The organism is Acidimangrovimonas pyrenivorans (genome assembly GCF_042643245.1).
Taxonomy (GTDB): Bacteria; Pseudomonadota; Alphaproteobacteria; order Rhodobacterales; family Rhodobacteraceae; genus Acidimangrovimonas; species Acidimangrovimonas pyrenivorans.
This window is the reverse complement of the sequence record NZ_JBHRSK010000007.1, coordinates 108332-125777: the sequence shown is the minus strand read 5'-3', so window position 1 is coordinate 125777 and position 17446 is coordinate 108332. Positions and strand designations below refer to the sequence as shown.

At 65.3% G+C, this 17446-nt stretch carries 18 protein-coding genes and 3 tRNA genes; 9 read left to right on the top strand and 12 right to left on the bottom strand.

The window, feature by feature from the left end; all coding sequences use genetic code 11:
* Window positions 1-300 precede the first annotated feature (300 nt).
* Genes ACFOES_RS10945 through mdoH form a run of 3 tightly spaced genes read left to right on the top strand, consistent with a single transcriptional unit; the run spans window position 301 to window position 4015 of the window.
* Window positions 301-1959 carry a glucan biosynthesis protein gene (locus tag ACFOES_RS10945; protein WP_377833309.1) on the top strand — a complete coding sequence of 553 codons (1659 nt, stop codon included), beginning with the start codon at window positions 301-303 and terminating at the stop codon, window positions 1957-1959.
* Window positions 1956-2171 carry a hypothetical protein gene (locus ACFOES_RS10940; RefSeq protein ID WP_377833308.1) on the top strand — a complete coding sequence of 72 codons (216 nt, stop codon included), beginning with the start codon at window positions 1956-1958 and terminating at the stop codon, window positions 2169-2171. The genes ACFOES_RS10945 and ACFOES_RS10940 overlap by 4 nt, the downstream gene beginning before the upstream one ends.
* Complete coding sequence (gene mdoH, locus ACFOES_RS10935) at window positions 2171-4015, top strand: glucans biosynthesis glucosyltransferase MdoH (RefSeq protein WP_377833307.1); 1845 nt, start codon at window positions 2171-2173, stop codon at window positions 4013-4015. The genes ACFOES_RS10940 and mdoH overlap by 1 nt, the downstream gene beginning before the upstream one ends.
* 574 nt (window positions 4016-4589) lie before the next feature.
* Here the strand turns inward: mdoH and ACFOES_RS10930 are convergent.
* The 4 genes from ACFOES_RS10930 to ACFOES_RS10915 form a co-directional block, all read right to left on the bottom strand.
* Window positions 4590-5531 carry a hypothetical protein gene (locus tag ACFOES_RS10930; RefSeq protein WP_377833306.1) on the bottom strand — a complete coding sequence of 314 codons (942 nt, stop codon included), beginning with the start codon at window positions 5529-5531 and terminating at the stop codon, window positions 4590-4592.
* Between the two features lie 62 nt (window positions 5532-5593).
* Window positions 5594-6067 (bottom strand): hypothetical protein, encoded by a 474-nt coding sequence (locus ACFOES_RS10925; RefSeq protein WP_377833305.1) that lies wholly within the window; start codon window positions 6065-6067, stop codon window positions 5594-5596.
* Between the two features lie 151 nt (window positions 6068-6218).
* The gene (locus ACFOES_RS10920) at window positions 6219-7841 is read right to left on the bottom strand and encodes a tyrosine-type recombinase/integrase (protein WP_377833304.1); all 1623 of its coding nucleotides are present in this window, start codon (window positions 7839-7841) and stop codon (window positions 6219-6221) included.
* Between the two features lie 50 nt (window positions 7842-7891).
* A tRNA-Tyr gene (locus ACFOES_RS10915) sits at window positions 7892-7975 on the bottom strand.
* A 112-nt stretch (window positions 7976-8087) separates the two neighbouring features.
* Here ACFOES_RS10915 and rlmB point away from each other — a divergent pair.
* The 4 genes from rlmB (at window position 8088) to ACFOES_RS10895 (ending at window position 11142) form a co-directional block, all read left to right on the top strand.
* Complete coding sequence (gene rlmB / locus ACFOES_RS10910; protein ID WP_377833303.1) at window positions 8088-8867, top strand: 23S rRNA (guanosine(2251)-2'-O)-methyltransferase RlmB; 780 nt, start codon at window positions 8088-8090, stop codon at window positions 8865-8867.
* Window positions 8868-9248: 381 nt separating this feature from the next.
* A complete protein-coding gene (locus ACFOES_RS10905) occupies window positions 9249-9713 on the top strand; it encodes a YHS domain-containing (seleno)protein (RefSeq protein WP_377833302.1) in 465 nt (154 codons plus the stop codon).
* 222 nt (window positions 9714-9935) lie between these two features.
* The gene (locus ACFOES_RS10900; RefSeq protein WP_377833301.1) at window positions 9936-10406 is read left to right on the top strand and encodes a CoA-binding protein; all 471 of its coding nucleotides are present in this window, start codon (window positions 9936-9938) and stop codon (window positions 10404-10406) included.
* Window positions 10407-10440: 34 nt separating this feature from the next.
* Window positions 10441-11142, top strand: a complete 702-nt coding sequence (locus ACFOES_RS10895) for a hypothetical protein (protein ID WP_377833300.1) — start codon at window positions 10441-10443, stop codon at window positions 11140-11142.
* 62 nt (window positions 11143-11204) lie between these two features.
* On the opposite strand, the gene ACFOES_RS10890 is transcribed toward ACFOES_RS10895, so the two are convergent.
* From ACFOES_RS10890 to hisA, 3 genes are all read right to left on the bottom strand, one after another.
* Window positions 11205-11519 carry a phosphoribosyl-ATP diphosphatase gene (locus ACFOES_RS10890; protein WP_377833299.1) on the bottom strand — a complete coding sequence of 105 codons (315 nt, stop codon included), beginning with the start codon at window positions 11517-11519 and terminating at the stop codon, window positions 11205-11207.
* Window positions 11516-12277 (bottom strand): imidazole glycerol phosphate synthase subunit HisF, encoded by a 762-nt coding sequence (gene hisF / locus ACFOES_RS10885; RefSeq protein ID WP_377833298.1) that lies wholly within the window; start codon window positions 12275-12277, stop codon window positions 11516-11518. Before hisF ends, ACFOES_RS10890 begins: the two co-directional genes overlap by 4 nt.
* Window positions 12278-12383: 106 nt before the next feature.
* A complete protein-coding gene (gene hisA, locus ACFOES_RS10880) occupies window positions 12384-13103 on the bottom strand; it encodes a 1-(5-phosphoribosyl)-5-[(5-phosphoribosylamino)methylideneamino]imidazole-4-carboxamide isomerase (RefSeq protein ID WP_377833297.1) in 720 nt (239 codons plus the stop codon).
* 160 nt (window positions 13104-13263) lie between these two features.
* Here hisA and ACFOES_RS10875 point away from each other — a divergent pair, with 160 nt between their 5' ends.
* On the top strand, window positions 13264-13662 hold the full coding sequence (locus ACFOES_RS10875) for a DUF2147 domain-containing protein (RefSeq protein WP_377833296.1): 399 nt from the start codon (window positions 13264-13266) through the stop codon (window positions 13660-13662).
* A 10-nt stretch (window positions 13663-13672) separates the two neighbouring features.
* Here ACFOES_RS10875 and hisH read toward each other — a convergent pair whose 3' ends face one another.
* The 4 genes from hisH to ACFOES_RS10855 form a co-directional block, all read right to left on the bottom strand.
* A complete protein-coding gene (gene hisH, locus ACFOES_RS10870) occupies window positions 13673-14311 on the bottom strand; it encodes an imidazole glycerol phosphate synthase subunit HisH (RefSeq protein ID WP_377833295.1) in 639 nt (212 codons plus the stop codon).
* 128 nt (window positions 14312-14439) lie between these two features.
* The gene (gene hisB, locus ACFOES_RS10865; protein WP_377833294.1) at window positions 14440-15027 is read right to left on the bottom strand and encodes an imidazoleglycerol-phosphate dehydratase HisB; all 588 of its coding nucleotides are present in this window, start codon (window positions 15025-15027) and stop codon (window positions 14440-14442) included.
* A gap of 104 nt (window positions 15028-15131) precedes the next feature.
* Window positions 15132-15206: transfer RNA gene (locus ACFOES_RS10860), tRNA-Gly, on the bottom strand.
* A gap of 222 nt (window positions 15207-15428) precedes the next feature.
* Window positions 15429-15503: transfer RNA gene (locus tag ACFOES_RS10855), tRNA-Gly, on the bottom strand.
* Window positions 15504-15820: 317 nt separating this feature from the next.
* Between ACFOES_RS10855 and ACFOES_RS10850 the strand changes: the two genes are divergently transcribed.
* The gene (locus tag ACFOES_RS10850) at window positions 15821-16057 is read left to right on the top strand and encodes an EF-hand domain-containing protein (RefSeq protein WP_377833293.1); all 237 of its coding nucleotides are present in this window, start codon (window positions 15821-15823) and stop codon (window positions 16055-16057) included.
* Between the two features lie 183 nt (window positions 16058-16240).
* Here ACFOES_RS10850 and ACFOES_RS10845 read toward each other — a convergent pair whose 3' ends face one another.
* The gene (locus tag ACFOES_RS10845; protein ID WP_377833292.1) at window positions 16241-17446 is read right to left on the bottom strand and encodes an ABC transporter permease; all 1206 of its coding nucleotides are present in this window, start codon (window positions 17444-17446) and stop codon (window positions 16241-16243) included.

Below are 17446 nucleotides of genomic sequence, written 5' to 3'. Positions count from 1 at the left end.
GCGAGCGATCGGCGAAGTTGCGCCAAGCCCGGGCGCGGGAAACCGTAGCGCCGACGCGACCGCGGACCGCGTTTCCAGCGCCGCTGGCGTCGAAACTGCCGTTTGGCGGGCCCCGCGCCGGTTTCAGGGCCTTCCCAGGGAGGGTGGCGCAAACTCGCCGATGCGTTCTCGGCGATCGGCAAGAACCCACCTTTCCTGCCCGTTCAGGGCGCGCGCTGCAGTGCAGAGATGGTGCCATCCGAGACGAGGGGCGATATAAATCCGAACTATCGCGCAATTTCACGGATGCTCGTTTCGACGATGCCGCAGCTCCAACCTGTCGCCCTCCAATCCGATCCGCCCTGCCGCCTGAGCCGTCGCCGGGCGCTTGGCGGGCTCTCGGCTTCCGCTCTGTTCCTGAGCACCGGGGCTCTTCCTTTCGCCGCACGGGCACAGGAGGCCACTTCGCCCGCGTCTTCGGCGCCCGCTGAGGCCCGCAGCGATGCGGCCGTGCCCTTCTCCTTCGACGGCTTCACCGCGACGATGCAACGCCGTGCCGGGGAAGCCTATGACGACACCGAGGGGAGCGACCGGTTCCTCGCCGGGCTGAACTACGACGACTACCAGAAGATCCAGTTCAATCCCGACCATGCCCGGTGGCGGGGCGACAAGGCCGAGTTGTTCCGGGTCGAGGCCTTCCATCCGGGCTGGCTCTACAAGCAGCCCGTGAAACTGTTCGAGGTGGCCGGGGGCCAGGCCCGGCCGATGCGCTTCGACACCGCCGATTTCCTCTATCACGGCGATCTCGGCCCCCGGGTGCCGAAGGACGAGCATCTGCCCGGCGTCGCCGGCTTCCGCCTCACGACCCCGCTCAATCGCGCCGACAGGTTCGACGAGCTGGTCGCCTTCCTGGGCGCGAGCTATTTCCGGGCGCTGGGGCGCGGCAATGTCTACGGGCTCAGTGCCCGCGGGCTGGCGGTCAATACCGGCATCTCGGGGGCCGAGGAGTTCCCCCGCTTCACCGAGTTCTACCTCGAGAAACCGGCGCCGGGCGCCGACCGCGTCATCCATTATGCCGCGCTGGAAAGCCCGTCGCTGACCGGCGCCTACCGTTTCGCCATCGCGCCGGGGGCCGACACGGTGATGGAGGTGACGGCGCGGCTGTTCCTGCGTGCCGACATCCAGCAGCTGGGCGTGGCGCCGCTGACCTCGATGTTCCTGTTCGGCGCCAACGAGCGCGGCGATTTCGACGACTACCGGCCCCAGGTCCATGACAGCGACGGGCTGAGCTTTGCCGAGGGCGATCCCGGCGGCGAGCGCCGGTACTGGCGGCCGCTGCGCAATCCGGCCCAGCTGGCCAACTCGTATTTCGAGAGCGGCAGTCTGCGCGGCTTCGGGCTGTGCCAGCGCGACCGCGACTGGGACGACTATCTCGACGCCGGCGCCCAGTACCAGCGCCGGCCATCGCTGCGGGTCGAACCGCTGGGCGACTGGGGCAAGGGCACGGTCCGGCTGGTCGAGATCCCGACCGAGCTGGAGACCAATGACAACATCGTCGCCTTCTGGGTGCCCGCGGCCCCGGCCAAGGCCGGCGACGCGTTGGACTTCTCCTACCGGCTGCACTGGGGAATGCTGCCGCCGGAGCCCGAGGCGACGCTGGCCCGCGTCCGGCGGACCCGGACCGGCCATGGCGGCGTCTCCGGCGTCAAGCCGGAGGGCAACAGCCAGAAATTCGTCATCGATTTCGAAGGCGGGATCCTCGGCGCCCTGCCCGCCGACGCCGAGTTGACCCCGACCGTGACCGCATCGAAAGGCAAGATCCTGCGCCACGCCCTGTCAAAGCTGCCAGGCGGCGAAGGCTGGCGGCTGGTCTTCGACCTCTCCGCGCCCAAGGGCACGATTATCGAGCTGACCGCGGTGATCGAAGGCTACGGCCGCAGCTTGACCGAGACCTGGCTCTATCAATGGAGCAAGCCATGAAGACGGACCTTCCCCGCATCGCCCCCGGAAACGGCGACGGCGCCGCCGCGCCGGCAATCGGGGGAACGGTGCTCGACCCGCTGCCGGCCGAGGCCGATCACGCTCCGCCGGCGGCGCCACTGGCGATGCCCCGACAGCGGCTGGAGCCGGTGCGCGGCACATTGCGGCTGCGCCTGCCCGGGCCGGGTCGGCGGATGCAGGGGCAGCCCTGATGCCGCGGCGCCTGCCCGCCGACGGCGCGACCCGCCGCGCGCGCGGCCTGGCGCTGGCCTTCGCGGCGGCGGCGGGTCTGGGCGCCTGCGTGCTGATCCTGCTCGCCTCGGACACCGACGGGGTCGACGCGGTCGACCTGCTGCGCGCCGCGCTGATCCTGGTCACCACGCTGTGGCTGGCCTGGGGCGCGGCGCAGGCGCTGCTAGGCCTGGCTGGCGGTCGGAGCCCGGCGCCGTCGCCGCCGCCCGGGCCCGAGTGGCACCCCGGCTCGCGCACGGCCGTGTTGGTGCCGATCTGCAACGAGGACCCGGTCGCCACCTTCGCCCGGATCGCGGCGATGGACGCCTCGCTCGCCGCCGAGGGCCTGACCGGGCATGTCGGTTTCGCCGTGCTGTCGGACAGCCGCGACGAGGCGATCGCCACGCGCGAGCGCTACTGGTTCGCCCGGCTCCTGGCCGAGCGCGACGGCCACGGACGGATGTTCTATCGCCGCCGCGCCTCGAATGAAGGCCGCAAGGCCGGCAATATCGAGGACTTCATCCGCCACTCGGGCGCGGCCTATGATTTCGCCGTCATCCTCGACGCCGACAGCCTGATGGAGGGCGCGACCATCGCCGAGATGATCCGGCGGATGGAGGCCGAGCCGCGGCTCGGCCTGCTCCAGACCCTGCCGCAGATCACCGGCGCGCGGTCGCTCTTCGGCCGGGCGATGCAGTTCTCGGCCGCCTTCCACGCCCCGGTCTTCGCCCGCGGGCTGGCGCGGATGCAGGGCCCGACCGGGCCGTTCTGGGGCCATAACGCCATCGTCCGGATCCGCGCCTTCGCCGAAAGCTGCGGTCTGCCCGAACTGTCGGGCCCGCCGCCCTTCGGCGGCTGCGTCCTCAGCCACGACTATGTCGAGGCGGCCTTGCTGGCGCGGGCGGGTTGGACGGTACGGCTCGACGACGACCTGGGCGGCTCCTACGAGGAGGGGCCGGAGAACCTGATCGCCTTCGCCCGCCGCGACCGGCGCTGGTGCCAGGGCAACCTGCAGCATATCCGCCTGCTTGCCGCCCCGGGGCTGCGCGGTTGGAGCTGTTTCGTCTTCCTGCAGGGCATCCTGTCCTACCTCGCCGCACCGCTCTGGGGTGCCTTCCTGGTGGTCAGCGTGCTGGCCGTTCTCACCCCGCACCGGCCGAACTACTTCCCGCTGCCGCACCAGCTGTTCCCGGTCTTCCCCGACGACCGCACGACAGAGATCGTCGGCCTGGCGATCGGCGTGGTCGGGCTGCTGCTGCTGCCAAAGCTGCTGATCTGGCTGAAGGCGGCCTGGGACGGCCGCGCCGCGGGTTTCGGGGGCGGGGTACGGGCGCTGGCCTCCTGCTTGGCCGAATTGCTGTTTTCGGCCCTGACCGCGCCGGTGATGCTGATGTTCCAGAGCCGCGCCGTGGCCCAGGTCGTGGCCGGGCACGACGGCGGCTGGCCCGCCAACCAACGCGGCGAGGGCCGGTTGAGCTGGTCCGAGGCCTGGGCGGCGGGCGGCTGGATCACGCTGACCGGCGCTGGCGGGTTGGCGGCGCTCTATGTCTTCCTGCCCGGGTTGGTGGTCTGGCTGACTCCGGTCTTCGCGCCGATGCTGCTGGCGGTGCCGATTATCGCGCTCGGCTCGCGGCCGCTGGCGCCGCCGCTCTTCGCCACCCCTGTCGAGACCGCGCCGAGCCCGGTGATCCATGCCAGCGCCGCGACCCTGCAAGCCTGGCGGGCCGCCGAAGCGCCCGGAACTTCGCCAAATGCGGGGCAGGGGAACGGCCTTGGGCGGCCACTGGAGCTGCGCGACGCGGAGGGCTGTTGCGAAGGCTCATAGGGGCAAGCGCCCCGTTTTCGCCAGCCGTGTCTTGAGCGTTTTAGGGCACTGCTCCCCGTCTGCCGTTCAGCCCGTCCCGCTGGGCCAAGCCAAGCTCCGGCCAAGAGCGGTGCGGGGCTGGGATGCGGATCAAACGCCGAAGCGGCGCCGGTTGCGGCTGGATGAAGGCGCGGTGGCAGTTCAGGTCGATAGCGGAGAGCCAGCCGTGCCTGCCGGGAGCGACGTAGGGCTGTCCGGGGAAGCGCGAGTCCGTCCCGGGGCAACAGCCTGCCGGCCTCGCTCCTAGCGAAAGGCCGCCGGAGACTGTGTCAGTTGCCCGTTGTCTCCGCGATCCCATTCGACCGGGCCGCGGGCCGCTCTCGCCTCGGCCTTGCCGAATTGCTTGGGGGAGATGGTGGGCGACCCTGGATCGCCTACCAAACCGATAAGTCATTGACTTGGCAGCAAGCAACTGGTGGGGGAGGCTGCAATTTGTCCCACCTTTGTGACACCCGACGCCTTTCTAATCAACAAGAATAGGGAAGCAGGTCGCGCGCCAAGGGAGGCTCGCACTAAAAGCGAGAGTGCCTGCACCTTAGTGGATTGTACCCTCTGGCTCCCCAGTGTCCAAAGTTCGCTCGGCTTCTGCTTCCCCTTCAAAAGTGGTGGTTTTCCCATCGTCAAGGTCAGACTTGATCGTCTGCTTCAAGAGCAGTGGTTCTGCAAATACCTCTTCAAACGTTGCGGAGAATTCAGGCTTGTTTCTAACGCTATGAAATACTGGCCAATCACGAAAGTCGGATGCAGAAATTGCCCCTTTAGCTCCAAGGTTGCGCATCAATTCGCACACCGAATCCACTTTGCCCTCTACAGCTGCAACGCAGATTTGAAAGTCTGGTGAGGATGCAGACCAATCTACTTTGCCAATAATTCTGGCCGCTTTTTCAGAATCACCGCCAAGCTTTGCGGCATTCGCCAAGTTGACGATCATCATTCTCTTAACCCTGTCGGAATGATGTGAAGGGAAGTCCACGCCTAGTTCAAGAATCCTTTCGGCAGTTTTGTATTCACCAACTTTGATCAAGTGCATTCCTAGATCGTTAAGATCGTGGTCTGCCGTTTCCCGTTCTGACGGTGAAAATTTGCGCCACATGACGTGACCCAACTTTGTTCCAATTTCAGCAATGGTTTCAATGGCTTTTTCAAAATACTCATGGTCGACAATTAGCTTATCTCCCACCTTTTTATTTATATTACACTTATGCTGATCGCAAACTTTCAGGTACTGCTGGGACACCACTCCGCCCGTGTGAGTTAGGAGGTTTCGACGTTCGCATAGCTCTACGAACTCGGGCCAGACATCGATGCCCTCACGAAGTTTCATACTAAACCTGCGTTCCATCCACAAGAATTGCTCATGGTGGCTTTTTCGAAGTACGGATTCAATTTCTGCATCAATGATTTCTTTCCTTGCGTCATCAATACTTTCATATGTGATTAGATCAGAGAACTTAATTTCTCTGTCTGAGGTGAACACTATTTCAGGGTGGAGATTGAAGATAGTGCGTAGCAAGTCCGACAAGAACGCATCATAAACACTTACCAGCCCAATGACGGCGATTTCCGGAAGATGCTCCGCGCCTGGATTGCCGCCATGGCTGCGTCGTACCTTTCTGAAATTGTACCGGCACAGTCTTGCGGAAGCTTGTATATCGTGCATTCATCAGTGGAGATGTCAGACATCTTTTGCCCTCTTTGACCGGCAAACTCGGAAATCTCCTTGGTGACCATAAGTGCGGATATGGAAGGAGAAACCTTGATGGTGAACGCGATAGCTCTTCGGTATGTGGTCATTACCGACTGGAAAGCCTTCAGGGTTCCAACGAAGGTCTCGGACTTTGCTGGGGGTGCAGCTTTAACTTCTTCTGACTTTTTCTTGCTCTTGTGGTTGATAAAACCCTCGATATCTGACTTCTGCGGCTTTTTGGAGGTTACAGTGTGTTGGATTACTGAATTGTCCTTTTCGTGCAGAAGCACATAGATAAACTCGTCCTTTTGTGTTTCTACCGTCATGCCGCACCTTGCAAAATCTTGGGTTGAGTTTGTCCTTATTTGTGCACAGGAGGCGAGCGGATGCAATGGTGTCTGGGGGCGGTTCTAGTGGGCAGCAAACTTCGCGACCCAAGTAGCTATAGAGAGACATAGTTCCCACAGCTCGGGCTCTCTAGAAGGAAAACTTGTTGATAGCGTTTTGCAGTTGTGCTGGCAGAAAGCCCGCTTTGAAGTAGGTGCCAAGCGTCACACCTGATTGGCTATGTCCCGCCAGCGCCTTCACCATGGGTTCCTCAACATCAGCCTGAGCTAGTCTCGTAATCATTGTGTGTCGCAAGCAATGGAATACATAACCCCTCCCGCCTAACCCGAGTTCCAGCAAGAATCTCTCATTGAACCATCTGCCGATGTTACGTCCGCAGCCGTTATGATCCGAGTAGGTAAGTTCAGGGAATAATCGTGGATGGCCTTTTGGTTTTTGCTCTGAGTGGAAGTCAAGAAAGCCACAAGCAAACAGCCTTTCGTGTACTGGGACACGCCTTTTCGATGCGCTGTTCTTGAGGCGTTTTTTACTGGTGCCGTCAGCCGTAACATTTATGCACCAGATATCGCCATTTAGTTCGATATCACGGACTTCTAATTGGGCGACTTCGTTGAGGCGCATGCCTGTGAACATGGCAATAAGCGTAGGCCACTTATGCACTGTCTTCCTTACTAGATCACTGTTGTCACTAGTGAGGTGTGAAAACATTAGCTGTAGTTCCTCGGCAGAAAATGCCTTCCGGCCCTCTTCCGTTGTCTTCGCGGCGCGCTTTACCCGAAGACCGGCAAAGATGTTGTTTTCAGCATAGCCGTTGTTCACGGCCCATGTGAAAAAGCTCTGCATGTTCCCGATATATACATTCGTCGTGCGGGTTGAAATTCGTTCGACACCTTTCACATCAAGCATCGAAGTCAACGAAAGGTCTCTGGTTTTTGGGCTCCTTCTTCTGTTCTTGGGCAACTTGAAAAGTACGGCTTTGACCTTCTGCGCGTCTGCTTTGGTCATGTATGTGAGCGGCTTGTCCCCTGTAATCTCTGACAAAAGTGCGAGGGCGTCCCTCTTATCAGACTCTGTTTTAGTTGCGACCGCATCAGTGCGCTTCAATTCTTCGAAGTAGAGGGAGGCTACCTCTTTCAAGGAGAAGGTAACTTGACCGAATGAACTCGGTCGAACTGATGCCATTATGGGCGAGTGATTTGGCATAGAGTCCTGTGTTGTCGCAATCGCGTTGCCATCCTCCTTCTGTCCAGCGGAGTGAATGAAGTAGTCCCGTAATCCAGTTAGCAATTCGGTTATTTGCACGAGTCGTTCTGCGTCTCCTTGTTCTTGGGGGATGTCACAGGCTGCTCGGATCGTTTGAAGGAGCGCGTCCGTGCCTGGTGTCGCGAAACCTGCCGGGTCACGCCTTGCATTCTCTTGGGCAGTCTTGAAGCGTGCGCTAGACCAGCCGTCGGAGGTTCCATTGTCGCGATACACATGGAGCAACTGATCGAAATGGGCGCGAAGATGCTGGCGGATTTCATCATGTTGTAGGGAGCGAAGTGTTGGCTCATCGAGGATTGAATGGCCGGCCACCGACAATAGGCGTGCCAGCCGAGTGGCGATTTTGGGGTCCCGAGTGCCCAAGGACACCTTTAGATGGCGGCGTTTTCGTGCCGGATCGCGTTCCGTTGGCAGGGGGAAGCGGAAGTAGTAGATGCCGTGCCGCGAAGTGCAGAGATACGCTGCTAGGCGCATGGCGTGTTCCACCATTGTGGCCCACCTGCGCGATTTTCAGCCCAAGCCATTGAATTTAGGGGTAATGGTGGGCGACCCTGGAATCGAACCAGGCATGGGTCTCCCCGGCGGAGTTACAGTCCGCTGCCGCACCTTGCAGCACGTCGCCCGACGCGAGGGGGTGGATAGCGTTCTGCCCGCGGGGCGTCAACAGGAAATTCCCTTGCGATGGGCGGATGGAACGCGCATGGTCCGCGCCAATTCGCAAGGGGCCGCAAAACCATGAAAAAGCCGAGCTGGGTAATCGCCAAGGAACGCGACAAGCGGGCCGCCGCGGCCGAGACCGTGTGGCTGTTCGGCCTGCATGCGGTGCGCGATGCGCTGGTCAACCCGGCGCGGCAGAAGCTGCGGCTGGTGCTGACCAAGAACGCCGCCGACAAGCTGGCCGAGGCCATCGCCGCCAGCGCCATGACCCCGGAAATCGTCGATGCGCGCAAGTTCGACGTGCCGATCGATCCCGGCTCGGTCCACCAGGGCGCCGCGCTCGAGGTCAAGCCGCTCGATTGGGGCGGGCTCGAGGACCGCTGCGCGGCGGGCGAGGGCGCGCCGCTGGTGGTGCTGCTCGACCGGGTCAGCGATCCGCATAACGTCGGCGCCATCCTGCGGTCGGCCGAGGTGTTCGGGGCGCGGGCGGTGATCGCCACCGCGCGGCATTCGGCGCCCGAGACCGGGGCGCTGGCCAAGACGGCGAGCGGGGCGCTGGAGCGCCAGCCCTATCTGCGGGTGACGAATCTGGCCGACGCGATGGGCAAGCTGCAGGACATGGGCTACCTGCTGCTGGGGCTGGCCGGCGAGGCCGAGCAGACCCTGGGCGCAGTGCTGGAAGAGGTCGGCGACCGGCCGATCGGGCTGGTGCTGGGGGCCGAGGGACCGGGGCTGCGCGAGAAGACGCGCACGACCTGCGACAAGCTGGTGCGAATCCCCTTCGCCGGCGCTTTCGGCTCGCTCAACGTCTCCAACGCGGCGGCGGTCGCCCTCTATGCGGTCTCGACCCACGGCTGATCCCGGCGGCCTTTGCCCGCCGTCGTCACATTGCCTGCCGCGCCTGTTGCGGCCCCCGCTCCATGGCGCCGCTGGCCGCCGCGCCCCGCGCATCTCGAAGAGGTGAAACAAGGCCCGGTACGGCCGCCGCTGCGGCGGGACGGGGCCGCCGGGCCGGCCCGAAACCCAGGGCCAACCCCCGGAAGCGCAAACGGAAATCGTCTCCGAGCCGGGCGCCGGGCGAGACCCGGGATGCGGTCGAGGGCGCCCTGGATTGATCCTGAACCGCGCTGACGCCCCGCTGACGGCCGGTCACGCTTTGGTTAGGTCGCTTTTTTCGGCCGGGACAATGGGGCATCTTGAGGGCTGCCGCAAGGTTGTTCCCTGATCCGAGCCCGACCGATGTTCGTCACCCGCCGTTCCGCCCTTGTCCTCGCTGCCTCCCTGCCGTTGCCCTGGCTGCTGCCGGCGCGCGCCGAGGCGCGCGCGCCGTCGGTCTGCGCGCCCGAGGGGCTGGCGCTGGACGGGCGCGACCCGGTGAGCTATTTCGCCGACGGCCAGCCCGAGCCGGGCGCCCGCGACTACGCGCTGAAATGGCACGGCGCGCTGTGGCTGTTCACCAGCATCGCCTCGATGGAACGTTTCGAGATGACGCCGCATGCCTTCGCGCCGCGCTATGGCGGCTATTGCGCGATGTCGATGGCGCAGGGCGTGCTGGCCGATGGCAACCCGGATATCTGGGAAATCCATGGCGGCCGTCTCTACCTGCTCAGCTCGCGCGCCGATCGCGAGGAATGGGATGGCGATGTCGCCGACTATATCGTCGCCGCGGACAAGCATTGGCCGGCCCTGCTGGCACAGGGATGACGCCCTGTCACACCGTCGCGACGCCCCTTTAAACGCGGAACTTCGTTCCTATCTAATATGACAGAAGCGCGAGTACGGAACATTCGCGTTTCATTTCACTGTCCCTCGTTCCGCACTTGCGCCCGGCCCTTGGCTCGGGCGCATTTTTCTTGCCGCGATTCCTGCGCCGGGACAGGGGGAAAGCGGTTCCCTCGGACGCCGCCGCGCACTAGTCTCGCGGCCATGACCGACTATTCCGACGCCCTGCTTCGCCGCATCCTGACCGAGACCAAGGTAGTCGCCGTGGTCGGGGTATCGCTCAACCCGGTGCGGCCGAGCTATTACGTCGCCCGCTACCTGTCGCTCAAGGGCTACAAGGTGATCCCGATCAATCCGGGCCATGCCGGCGAAAGGCTGTTCGGCCAGGTGGTGCGGCACGACCTGACCGAGATCGACGAGAGGGTCGACATGCTCGACGTCTTCCGCCGCTCCGAGGCGGTGCCGCCGATCGTCGAGACGGCGCTGGAGGCGCTGCCGGGGCTGAAGACGGTGTGGATGCAGATCGGGGTCCAGAACGCCGAGGCGCGGGCGATGGCCGAGGCCAGGGGGGTGACGGTGATCGAGAACCGCTGCCCCAAGATCGAGTACCAGCGCCTGTTCGGCGAGTTGCGGATGGGCGGCTTCGCGACGGGGATCATCTCGTCGAAACTGTGAGGGGCCTGCCGGCGGTCCCGGGTAAAGGTGCCTCATGTTGGAAACGCTGCCCTTCTCCTATCCCGATGACGATGACGTCCGCTATCTGGAGTGGTTCGGAAAGGATTTCGCCTCGGTCTTCGTCGCGCTGAACTCGTTTCTGCGCCTGCCGGGCTTCCCGCCCTATCGCAATGGTGACTGGGTGCCGGCTGAGGTGGTGGAGGCCGCCAAGAAGCGCGGACCGGACTGCGGTGTCTCCTGGGCCGAAATCGCCGGGCTGTGTGGCTTTCCCTCCGCCCGCCACGTCAACCGGGCACTGCGCCTGACCGGGTCGAAGCGGATCGATCCGGAATATGCCAATCGCGAAGACACCGAGAAGCTGCTGCGCATCTGTGCCGAGAACGGCATCTATCCGCCGGATGAGGGGAGGCCTTCGCCTCTGTTCGAACTGTCGCTTGGCCAGTTCCTGACTGCGCTCGGGCAGGAGGAGGTCATCCTTGCCGACCACTTCGGGGTCTTGCCGGTCTCTCGAGCCACCGCAGAGTTCCTCGACCGGGACCGGATCGTCGGGTTCGGCGAATTGTATGCCAAGGACCGCTCGCTCTATGTCGCGAATTACATAGACTACGACCACTACCTGGTTTGCCAGACCGGGGAGAGCCTGGCCAGGGCGCGGCCGGACGCCTATTTCGAAGGTTTCTACGCCGGCGAGACGACCGACGATTGCTGGGGCATCGGCATCTTGGACGGTGACTAAGGCCGCTCATTGCCCTCCAGCTGCGGCTTTTTGCAGCGCGGCTCGGAGGGGCCGGGGAGCGGCTACTTCCGCGCCGCCTTCTCGGCGATGCCGGACGTCCCCTCGCGTCGCTCCAGCTCGGCCAGCACGTCCGCCAGCGTCACGTCGCGCGCGGTCAGCATCACCAGCAGGTGGTAGAGCACGTCGGCCGCCTCGGCGGTCAGCCGGGCCCTGTCGCCCTTGACCGCCTCGATGATCGCCTCGACCGCCTCCTCGCCGAATTTCTCGGCCGCCTTCTCGGGGCCCTTGGCCAGCAGCTTGGCGGTCCAGGAGGTCTCGGGATCGGCGCCCTTGCGGGCGGCGACGGTGGCGGCCAGGCGGGTCAGGGTGTCGCTCATGTCAGCCTCACGGGGATGCCGGCGGCGGCCATGTATTCCTTGGCCTCGCGGATGGTGTAATCGCCGAAATGGAAGATCGAGGCGGCCAGCACGGCGCTGGCGCCGCCGATGGTCACGCCCTCGACGAGGTGGTCGAGATTGCCGACGCCCCCCGACGCGATCACCGGGATCGACACGGCGTCGACGACGGCGCGGGTCAGTTCGAGGTTGAAGCCCGCCCGGGTGCCGTCGCGATCCATCGAGGTCAGCAGGATTTCCCCCGCGCCCTTGGCGGCGACGGTGCGGGCGAACTCGACCGCATCGATGCCGGTCGGCTTGCGGCCGCCATGGGTGAAGATCTCCCAGCGCCCCGGTGCCACCGTCTTGGCGTCGATCGCGGCGACGATGCACTGGCTGCCGAAACGGTCGGCGGCCTCGGCGACGACATCCGGGTTGGCGACGGCGGCGGAGTTGAAGCTGACCTTGTCGGCCCCGGCCAGCAAGAGCGCCCGCACGTCCTCCTGCGTCCGCACCCCGCCGCCGACGGTCAGCGGCATGAAGCACTGCTCGGCGGTCCGCGTCACCAGGTCGTACATCGTGCCGCGGTTCTCATGCGTGGCATGGATGTCGAGAAAGCACAGCTCGTCGGCGCCGGCGGCGTCATAGGCGCGCGCGGCCTCGACCGGGTCGCCGGCATCGATCAGGTTGACGAAATTCACGCCCTTGACCACGCGGCCGTCGGCCACGTCGAGGCAGGGGATGATGCGGGTCTTGAGCATCTCGGTCTCCTTCGCGCCTGTCTTATCGTCTGTCGGCGCCTGTGGCCAGCGGTGGGAGCGGGGCTCTGCCCCGCACCCCGGAGTATTTTGGCAAAGAAGAAATGGCTCAGCCTTTCAGCGCCGCCAGTGCCTGTTTCAGGTCGAGCGCGCCGTCGTAGAGGGCGCGGCCCGAGATCGCGCCGGCGATGGCGCCGGTGTCGCGCAGGGCGATCAGGTCGGCCAACGACGAGACCCCGCCCGAGGCGATCACCGGGATGGTGACGGCACGGGCGAGGGCGGCGGTGGCCTCGATATTCGGGCCCTGCATGGCGCCGTCGCGGTTGATGTCGGTATAGATGATCGCCGCCACCCCGGCATCCTCGTAGCTGCGGGCGAGGTCGGTGACCATGACGTCGGTCTCCTCGGCCCAGCCCTTGGTCGCGACGCGGCCCTCGCGGGCATCGATACCGACGGCGACCTGGCCGGGGAAGGCCAGCGCCGCCTCGCGCACCAGCGCCGGGTTCTCGACCGCCACGGTGCCGAGGATGACCCGGGCGAGGCCCTTGTCGAGCCAGGCCTCGATCGTCGCCATGTCGCGGATGCCGCCGCCGAGCTGGGCCGGCACGTCGGCCGCCGCCAGGATCGCCTCGACCGCCGCGGCATTGACCGGGGCGCCGGCGAAGGCGCCGTTGAGGTCGACGAGGTGAAGCCATTCGCAACCCGCCTCGACGAAGGCGCGGGCCTGCGCCGCCGGGTCGTCGTTGAACACCGTCGCCTGCTCCATCTCGCCCTTGTAGAGGCGCACGCAATTGCCGTCCTTGAGGTCGATGGCGGGGTAGAGGATCATCGGAACATTCCTTCGCTGGCTCGCCCGGTCTTTGGCACAGCGCGGGGGTGATTGCAAAGGCGGCGCAGCGGCGCAGGCGGCCGGGCCGGGCGGCGCCACGTCACGCTTGCCTGAAACCCCGCCGTGGCGGAAGATGCCGCCGAGGATCAGGGAGGAAACCATGAAGAAACTCGCTCTTGCCGCGCTGCTGCTGGCCGGCCTCGCCGCCCCGGTGCTGGCCGACCCGGTCGAAGGCACCTGGCAGACCAAGCCCGACGACAACGGCAATTTCGGCTATATCCAGATCGTGCCCTGCGGCGCCAAGTATTGCGGCACGCTGATCAAGTCCTTCGGCCCCGACGGCAAGGTGCTGGACTCGCCCAATACCGGCAAGCGCATCGTCTGGGACATGGTCGCGCAGGGCAACGGCGCCTATGGCGACGGCAAGATCTGGTCGCCCGACCGCGACAAGACCTACAGCTCGAAGATGCAGCTGACGGGGAACAAGCTCGCCGTCTCGGGCTGCGTCCTGGGCGGTCTCATCTGCCGCAACGGCGGCAACTGGACCCGGGTGAAGTAGGGGGGGCGCCTCACGGCTTCCAGTTCAGGAAATTCGCGATCAGCTTGAGCCCGTTGGCCTGGCTCTTCTCGGGGTGGAACTGGGTGCCGACCATGGTGTCGCGGCCGACGATGGCGGTGATCTCGCCGCCGTAGTCGCAATGGGCCAGCCGCTGGGCCGGGTCGGCGACACGGAAATGGTAGGAATGGACGAAATAGGCGTGGTCGCCGGTGGCGAGGCCGTCCAGCACCGGGTGGGGATGGTCGATCACCAGGTCGTTCCAGCCCATATGCGGCACCTTCAGCGCCGGGTCGCTGGGCGCGATCTTCACCACCTCGCCGGCGATCCAGTCGAAGCCCGGCGTCTCCTCGTATTCCAGCCCGCGCGTCGCCATCATCTGCATCCCGATGCAGATGCCGAGGAAGGGCCGGCCGCCCTTGATCACCGCCTCTTCCATCGCCTCGAACAGCCCGCGATGGTCGAATAGCTGGCGCCGGCAGGCCGGGAAGGCGCCGTCTCCCGGGAGCACGATCCGGTCGGCGCCGCGCACCGTCTCGGGGTCCGAGGTCACCCTGACCTCGCCCGCCCCGGTCTCGCGCGCCACCCGCTCGAAGGCCTTCTGGGCCGAGTGCAGGTTGCCCGACTCGTAATCGATGATCGCCGTCAGCATTGCCGCTCTCCTGTCCGCCCGAAGCGCCGCCCGCGAGCGGCCTTCTTTCTGCTCAAAAATATCCTCGGGGGGTGAATTCGCGCCCTGGCGCGAAGAGGGGGCAGACGGCCCCCTGACCCCGTCGCCGCCTAGAGCGCCCCCTTGGTCGAGGGGATCGTGTCGCCCTTGCGCGGATCGGTCTCGACCGCCTCGCGCAGCGCCCGGGCGACGGCCTTGAACGCCGCCTCGGCGATGTGGTGGCTGTTGATACCGTGCAGCGCGTCGACATGCAGGGTGATGCCGGCATGGGTCGACAGCGCCTGGAAGAACTCGCGCACCAGCTCGGTGTCGAAACTGCCGATCTTGGCGGTCGGCAGCTCGACGTTCCAGACCAGGTAGGGCCGGCCCGAGAGGTCGAGCGCGGCGCGCACCAGCGCGTCGTCCATCGGCAGCAGGCAGGAGCCGTAGCGCCGGATGCCGCGCTTGTCGCCGAGCGCCCGGGCCAGCGCCTGGCCCAGCGTGATGCCGGTATCCTCGACCGTGTGGTGGTCGTCGATATGCAGGTCGCCCTTGGCGCGCACGGTGATGTCGATCAGCGAATGCCGCGCCAGCTGGTCGAGCATGTGGTCGAAGAAGCCCACGCCCGTCTGCATGTCGTAACGGCCCGTGCCGTCGAGATCGACCGTGACGGTGATCTCGGTCTCGGCGGTGTTGCGGCTGATCTCGGCCTTGCGCATCCGGCGTCTCCCTTGTGGGTCCGGCGCGGTTATAGGGGCGGCGGGCGGACATGGGAAGAGGGCAGCACTTGCTGCGCCTGTCTGTCACCGAATGTCGGGAAGATTGGAGCGGGCGATGAGATTCGAACTCACGACCCTTACCTTGGCAAGGTAATGCTCTACCCCTGAGCTACGCCCGCGCTCCGTGGCGCATCTGATAGCGGGGGCGGGCGGGGGCTGCAAGCCGAATCTTCGTCGTGCGGGGCAGAAAATCGGGGCAGGCGGAAGGTCAGGGGCCGGTTCCCGTGCCCCGGGCCTTTGCGCCGGGGGAGCGCGGGGCCGGAACGGACACCGCAGCGATCGGCAGGTATTGGAGAGGCCGGAAATACAAAAGGGCACCGCAGCCGGTGCCCTTTGTAAATTGGAGCGGGCGATGAGATTCGAACTCACGACCCTTACCTTGGCAAGGTAATGCTCTACCCCTGAGCTACGCCCGCATCCTTGGGTGAGCGGTGATTTAGGAAATCCGCGCGGCGGCTGCAAGAGGAAAATTCGCCAATCTTTTCAACGGCCGGATCAATGTCCGGACTCGGGCTCTCCCGCGTGCCGCCGGAGGGCGCCGAGGGCGGCCGCCACGATCCGGAAAAACCACCTTATCACAGAGTGTTACGGCGATGCGCGCTTTGGCGCCGATGGCCGGGGCGGGGCCGAAGATTCCGCTCAGGGGCGGCGCGATTCGGTGCTAGAAGCACCGCTTGAAGGCGCAGGCCTTCGCGCGCGGCCGCGGGCCGTTTTCCTCTGGAGTTCACAGGAAATGAAGAAACTCGTTCTGACCCTCGGCGCCATGCTGGCGCTGGCTGCGGCTCAGGTTCATGCCGAAACCGTCCTCGAAGACAGCGACGGCAACGGCGTCTATTCGATGGAAGAACTGGCCGCGGCCTATCCCGGCCTCAGCGAAGAGACCTTCGCCGCCATCGATACCGACGGCGACGGCGCGGTCAGCCCGGAAGAGCTGGGCGCTGCCATCGACGCGGGCGTGATCGGCGAATAACCGGCGCCAGGGGCGGACCCGGAAGAGGCTGTCGCATTGCGGCAGCCTTTTTCTTTGGAAGATCTCGAAACCCTATCGTGTCCGGGGCGGAGGGAAGCCGTCACCGGTGTTCTGCGCCCCTCCGCCCGGTGCGCGCGAGAACCGCGCAGGGCGAGCGCCTGCACCCGAGCTCGGCAACCTCTACTACAGATGCCGCAGCGCCTCGATCGGGTCGAGCCTTGCCGCCGCGCGGGCCGGGAAATAGCCGAAGATGACGCCGACGACGGCCGAGAAGGCGAAGGCCATCAGCACCACCAGCGGGTCGGGCGCGAAGGGGATCGACATCACCTGCGACGCCACCGCCGCCAGCCCGAGCCCCAGCAGGATGCCGATCACGCCGCCCAGCACCGACAGCACCACCGCCTCGACCAGGAATTGGGTCAGCACCTGGCGGGCCTGGGCGCCGACCGCCAGCCGGATACCGATCTCGCGCGTGCGCTCGGTCACCGAGACCAGCATGATGTTCATGATGCCGATGCCGCCGACCAGCAGGCTGACCGCCGCCACCGAGGAGAGAAGGCCGGTCAGCACGTCGTTGATGCCGGTCAGCATCGACGAGATTTCCTTCATGTCGGTGACGCTGAAATTGTCCTCCTCGCCGATGGCGATCTTGCGCCGCTCGCGCATCAGCGCCTCGATATCGCGAATGCCGCGTTCGGACGAGACCCCCGAGCGCAGGGCAAGCGAGATCGACGAGACGTCGCGGTTGCCGGTTATCCGGCGTTGCAGCATGCGGATCGGCACCAGGATCGTGTCGTCCTGGTCGCGGCCGAAGGACGAGGCACCCTTGGCCTTGAGCAGCCCGACGACGCGGCAGGAGATGGTCTTCAGCCGGATCACCTCTCCGGTCGGGTCGGTATTGCCGAACAGCGCCTGGCGCACCGTCTCGCCGATGATGCAGACGGCGCTGCCGGCCCGTTCCTCGGTATCCGTGAAGGCACGGCCGCGCACCACCGGGTGGTTCGAGACGGTCAGGTAGGCGTCGTCGGTGCCGATCACGGTGGTGCTGACATTGGTGTTGCCGAAGACCACGGTCTGGGCGCTGCTGCTGACCGGGGCGGCGGTGTCGACCGCCGCCAGCTCGCGCAGGGCCTCGACGTCGCGCAGGTCGAAGGCGGGGGCGGATTCGCGCGTCCCGGGGCCCATCATCCGCCGCCCCGGCCGCAGGATCAGCACGTTGCTGCCCAGGCTTTCGACATTGGCCGAGACCTGCTCGGACGAGCCCTGGCCGACGGTGACCATGGCGATCACCGCCGCCACGCCGATGACGACGCCGAGCACGGTGAGGAACGAGCGCAGCGCGTTGCGGCGGATGGCGAGCAGGGCGAGGCGGACCGATTCCCAGAGCAT

What these genes read in the sequence shown, in the direction of transcription:
- ACFOES_RS10890 (WP_377833299.1), bottom strand. Translation starts at nt 11,519, where the DNA reads ATGAGCGACACCCTGACCCGCCTGGCCGCCACCGTCGCCGCCCGCAAG.
- ACFOES_RS10945 (WP_377833309.1), top strand. Translation starts at nt 301, where the DNA reads ATGCCGCAGCTCCAACCTGTCGCCCTCCAATCCGATCCGCCCTGCCGC.
- ACFOES_RS10845 (WP_377833292.1), bottom strand. Translation starts at nt 17,446, where the DNA reads ATGCTCTGGGAATCGGTCCGCCTCGCCCTGCTCGCCATCCGCCGCAAC.
- ACFOES_RS10895 (WP_377833300.1), top strand. Translation starts at nt 10,441, where the DNA reads ATGTTGGAAACGCTGCCCTTCTCCTATCCCGATGACGATGACGTCCGC.
- rlmB (WP_377833303.1), top strand. Translation starts at nt 8,088, where the DNA reads ATGAAAAAGCCGAGCTGGGTAATCGCCAAGGAACGCGACAAGCGGGCC.
- ACFOES_RS10940 (WP_377833308.1), top strand. Translation starts at nt 1,956, where the DNA reads ATGAAGACGGACCTTCCCCGCATCGCCCCCGGAAACGGCGACGGCGCC.
- ACFOES_RS10850 (WP_377833293.1), top strand. Translation starts at nt 15,821, where the DNA reads ATGAAGAAACTCGTTCTGACCCTCGGCGCCATGCTGGCGCTGGCTGCG.
- ACFOES_RS10875 (WP_377833296.1), top strand. Translation starts at nt 13,264, where the DNA reads ATGAAGAAACTCGCTCTTGCCGCGCTGCTGCTGGCCGGCCTCGCCGCC.
- mdoH (WP_377833307.1), top strand. Translation starts at nt 2,171, where the DNA reads ATGCCGCGGCGCCTGCCCGCCGACGGCGCGACCCGCCGCGCGCGCGGC.
- hisB (WP_377833294.1), bottom strand. Translation starts at nt 15,027, where the DNA reads ATGCGCAAGGCCGAGATCAGCCGCAACACCGCCGAGACCGAGATCACC.
- ACFOES_RS10925 (WP_377833305.1), bottom strand. Translation starts at nt 6,067, where the DNA reads ATGACGGTAGAAACACAAAAGGACGAGTTTATCTATGTGCTTCTGCAC.
- hisH (WP_377833295.1), bottom strand. Translation starts at nt 14,311, where the DNA reads ATGCTGACGGCGATCATCGATTACGAGTCGGGCAACCTGCACTCGGCC.
- ACFOES_RS10920 (WP_377833304.1), bottom strand. Translation starts at nt 7,841, where the DNA reads ATGGTGGAACACGCCATGCGCCTAGCAGCGTATCTCTGCACTTCGCGG.
- hisA (WP_377833297.1), bottom strand. Translation starts at nt 13,103, where the DNA reads ATGATCCTCTACCCCGCCATCGACCTCAAGGACGGCAATTGCGTGCGC.
- ACFOES_RS10900 (WP_377833301.1), top strand. Translation starts at nt 9,936, where the DNA reads ATGACCGACTATTCCGACGCCCTGCTTCGCCGCATCCTGACCGAGACC.
- hisF (WP_377833298.1), bottom strand. Translation starts at nt 12,277, where the DNA reads ATGCTCAAGACCCGCATCATCCCCTGCCTCGACGTGGCCGACGGCCGC.
- ACFOES_RS10905 (WP_377833302.1), top strand. Translation starts at nt 9,249, where the DNA reads ATGTTCGTCACCCGCCGTTCCGCCCTTGTCCTCGCTGCCTCCCTGCCG.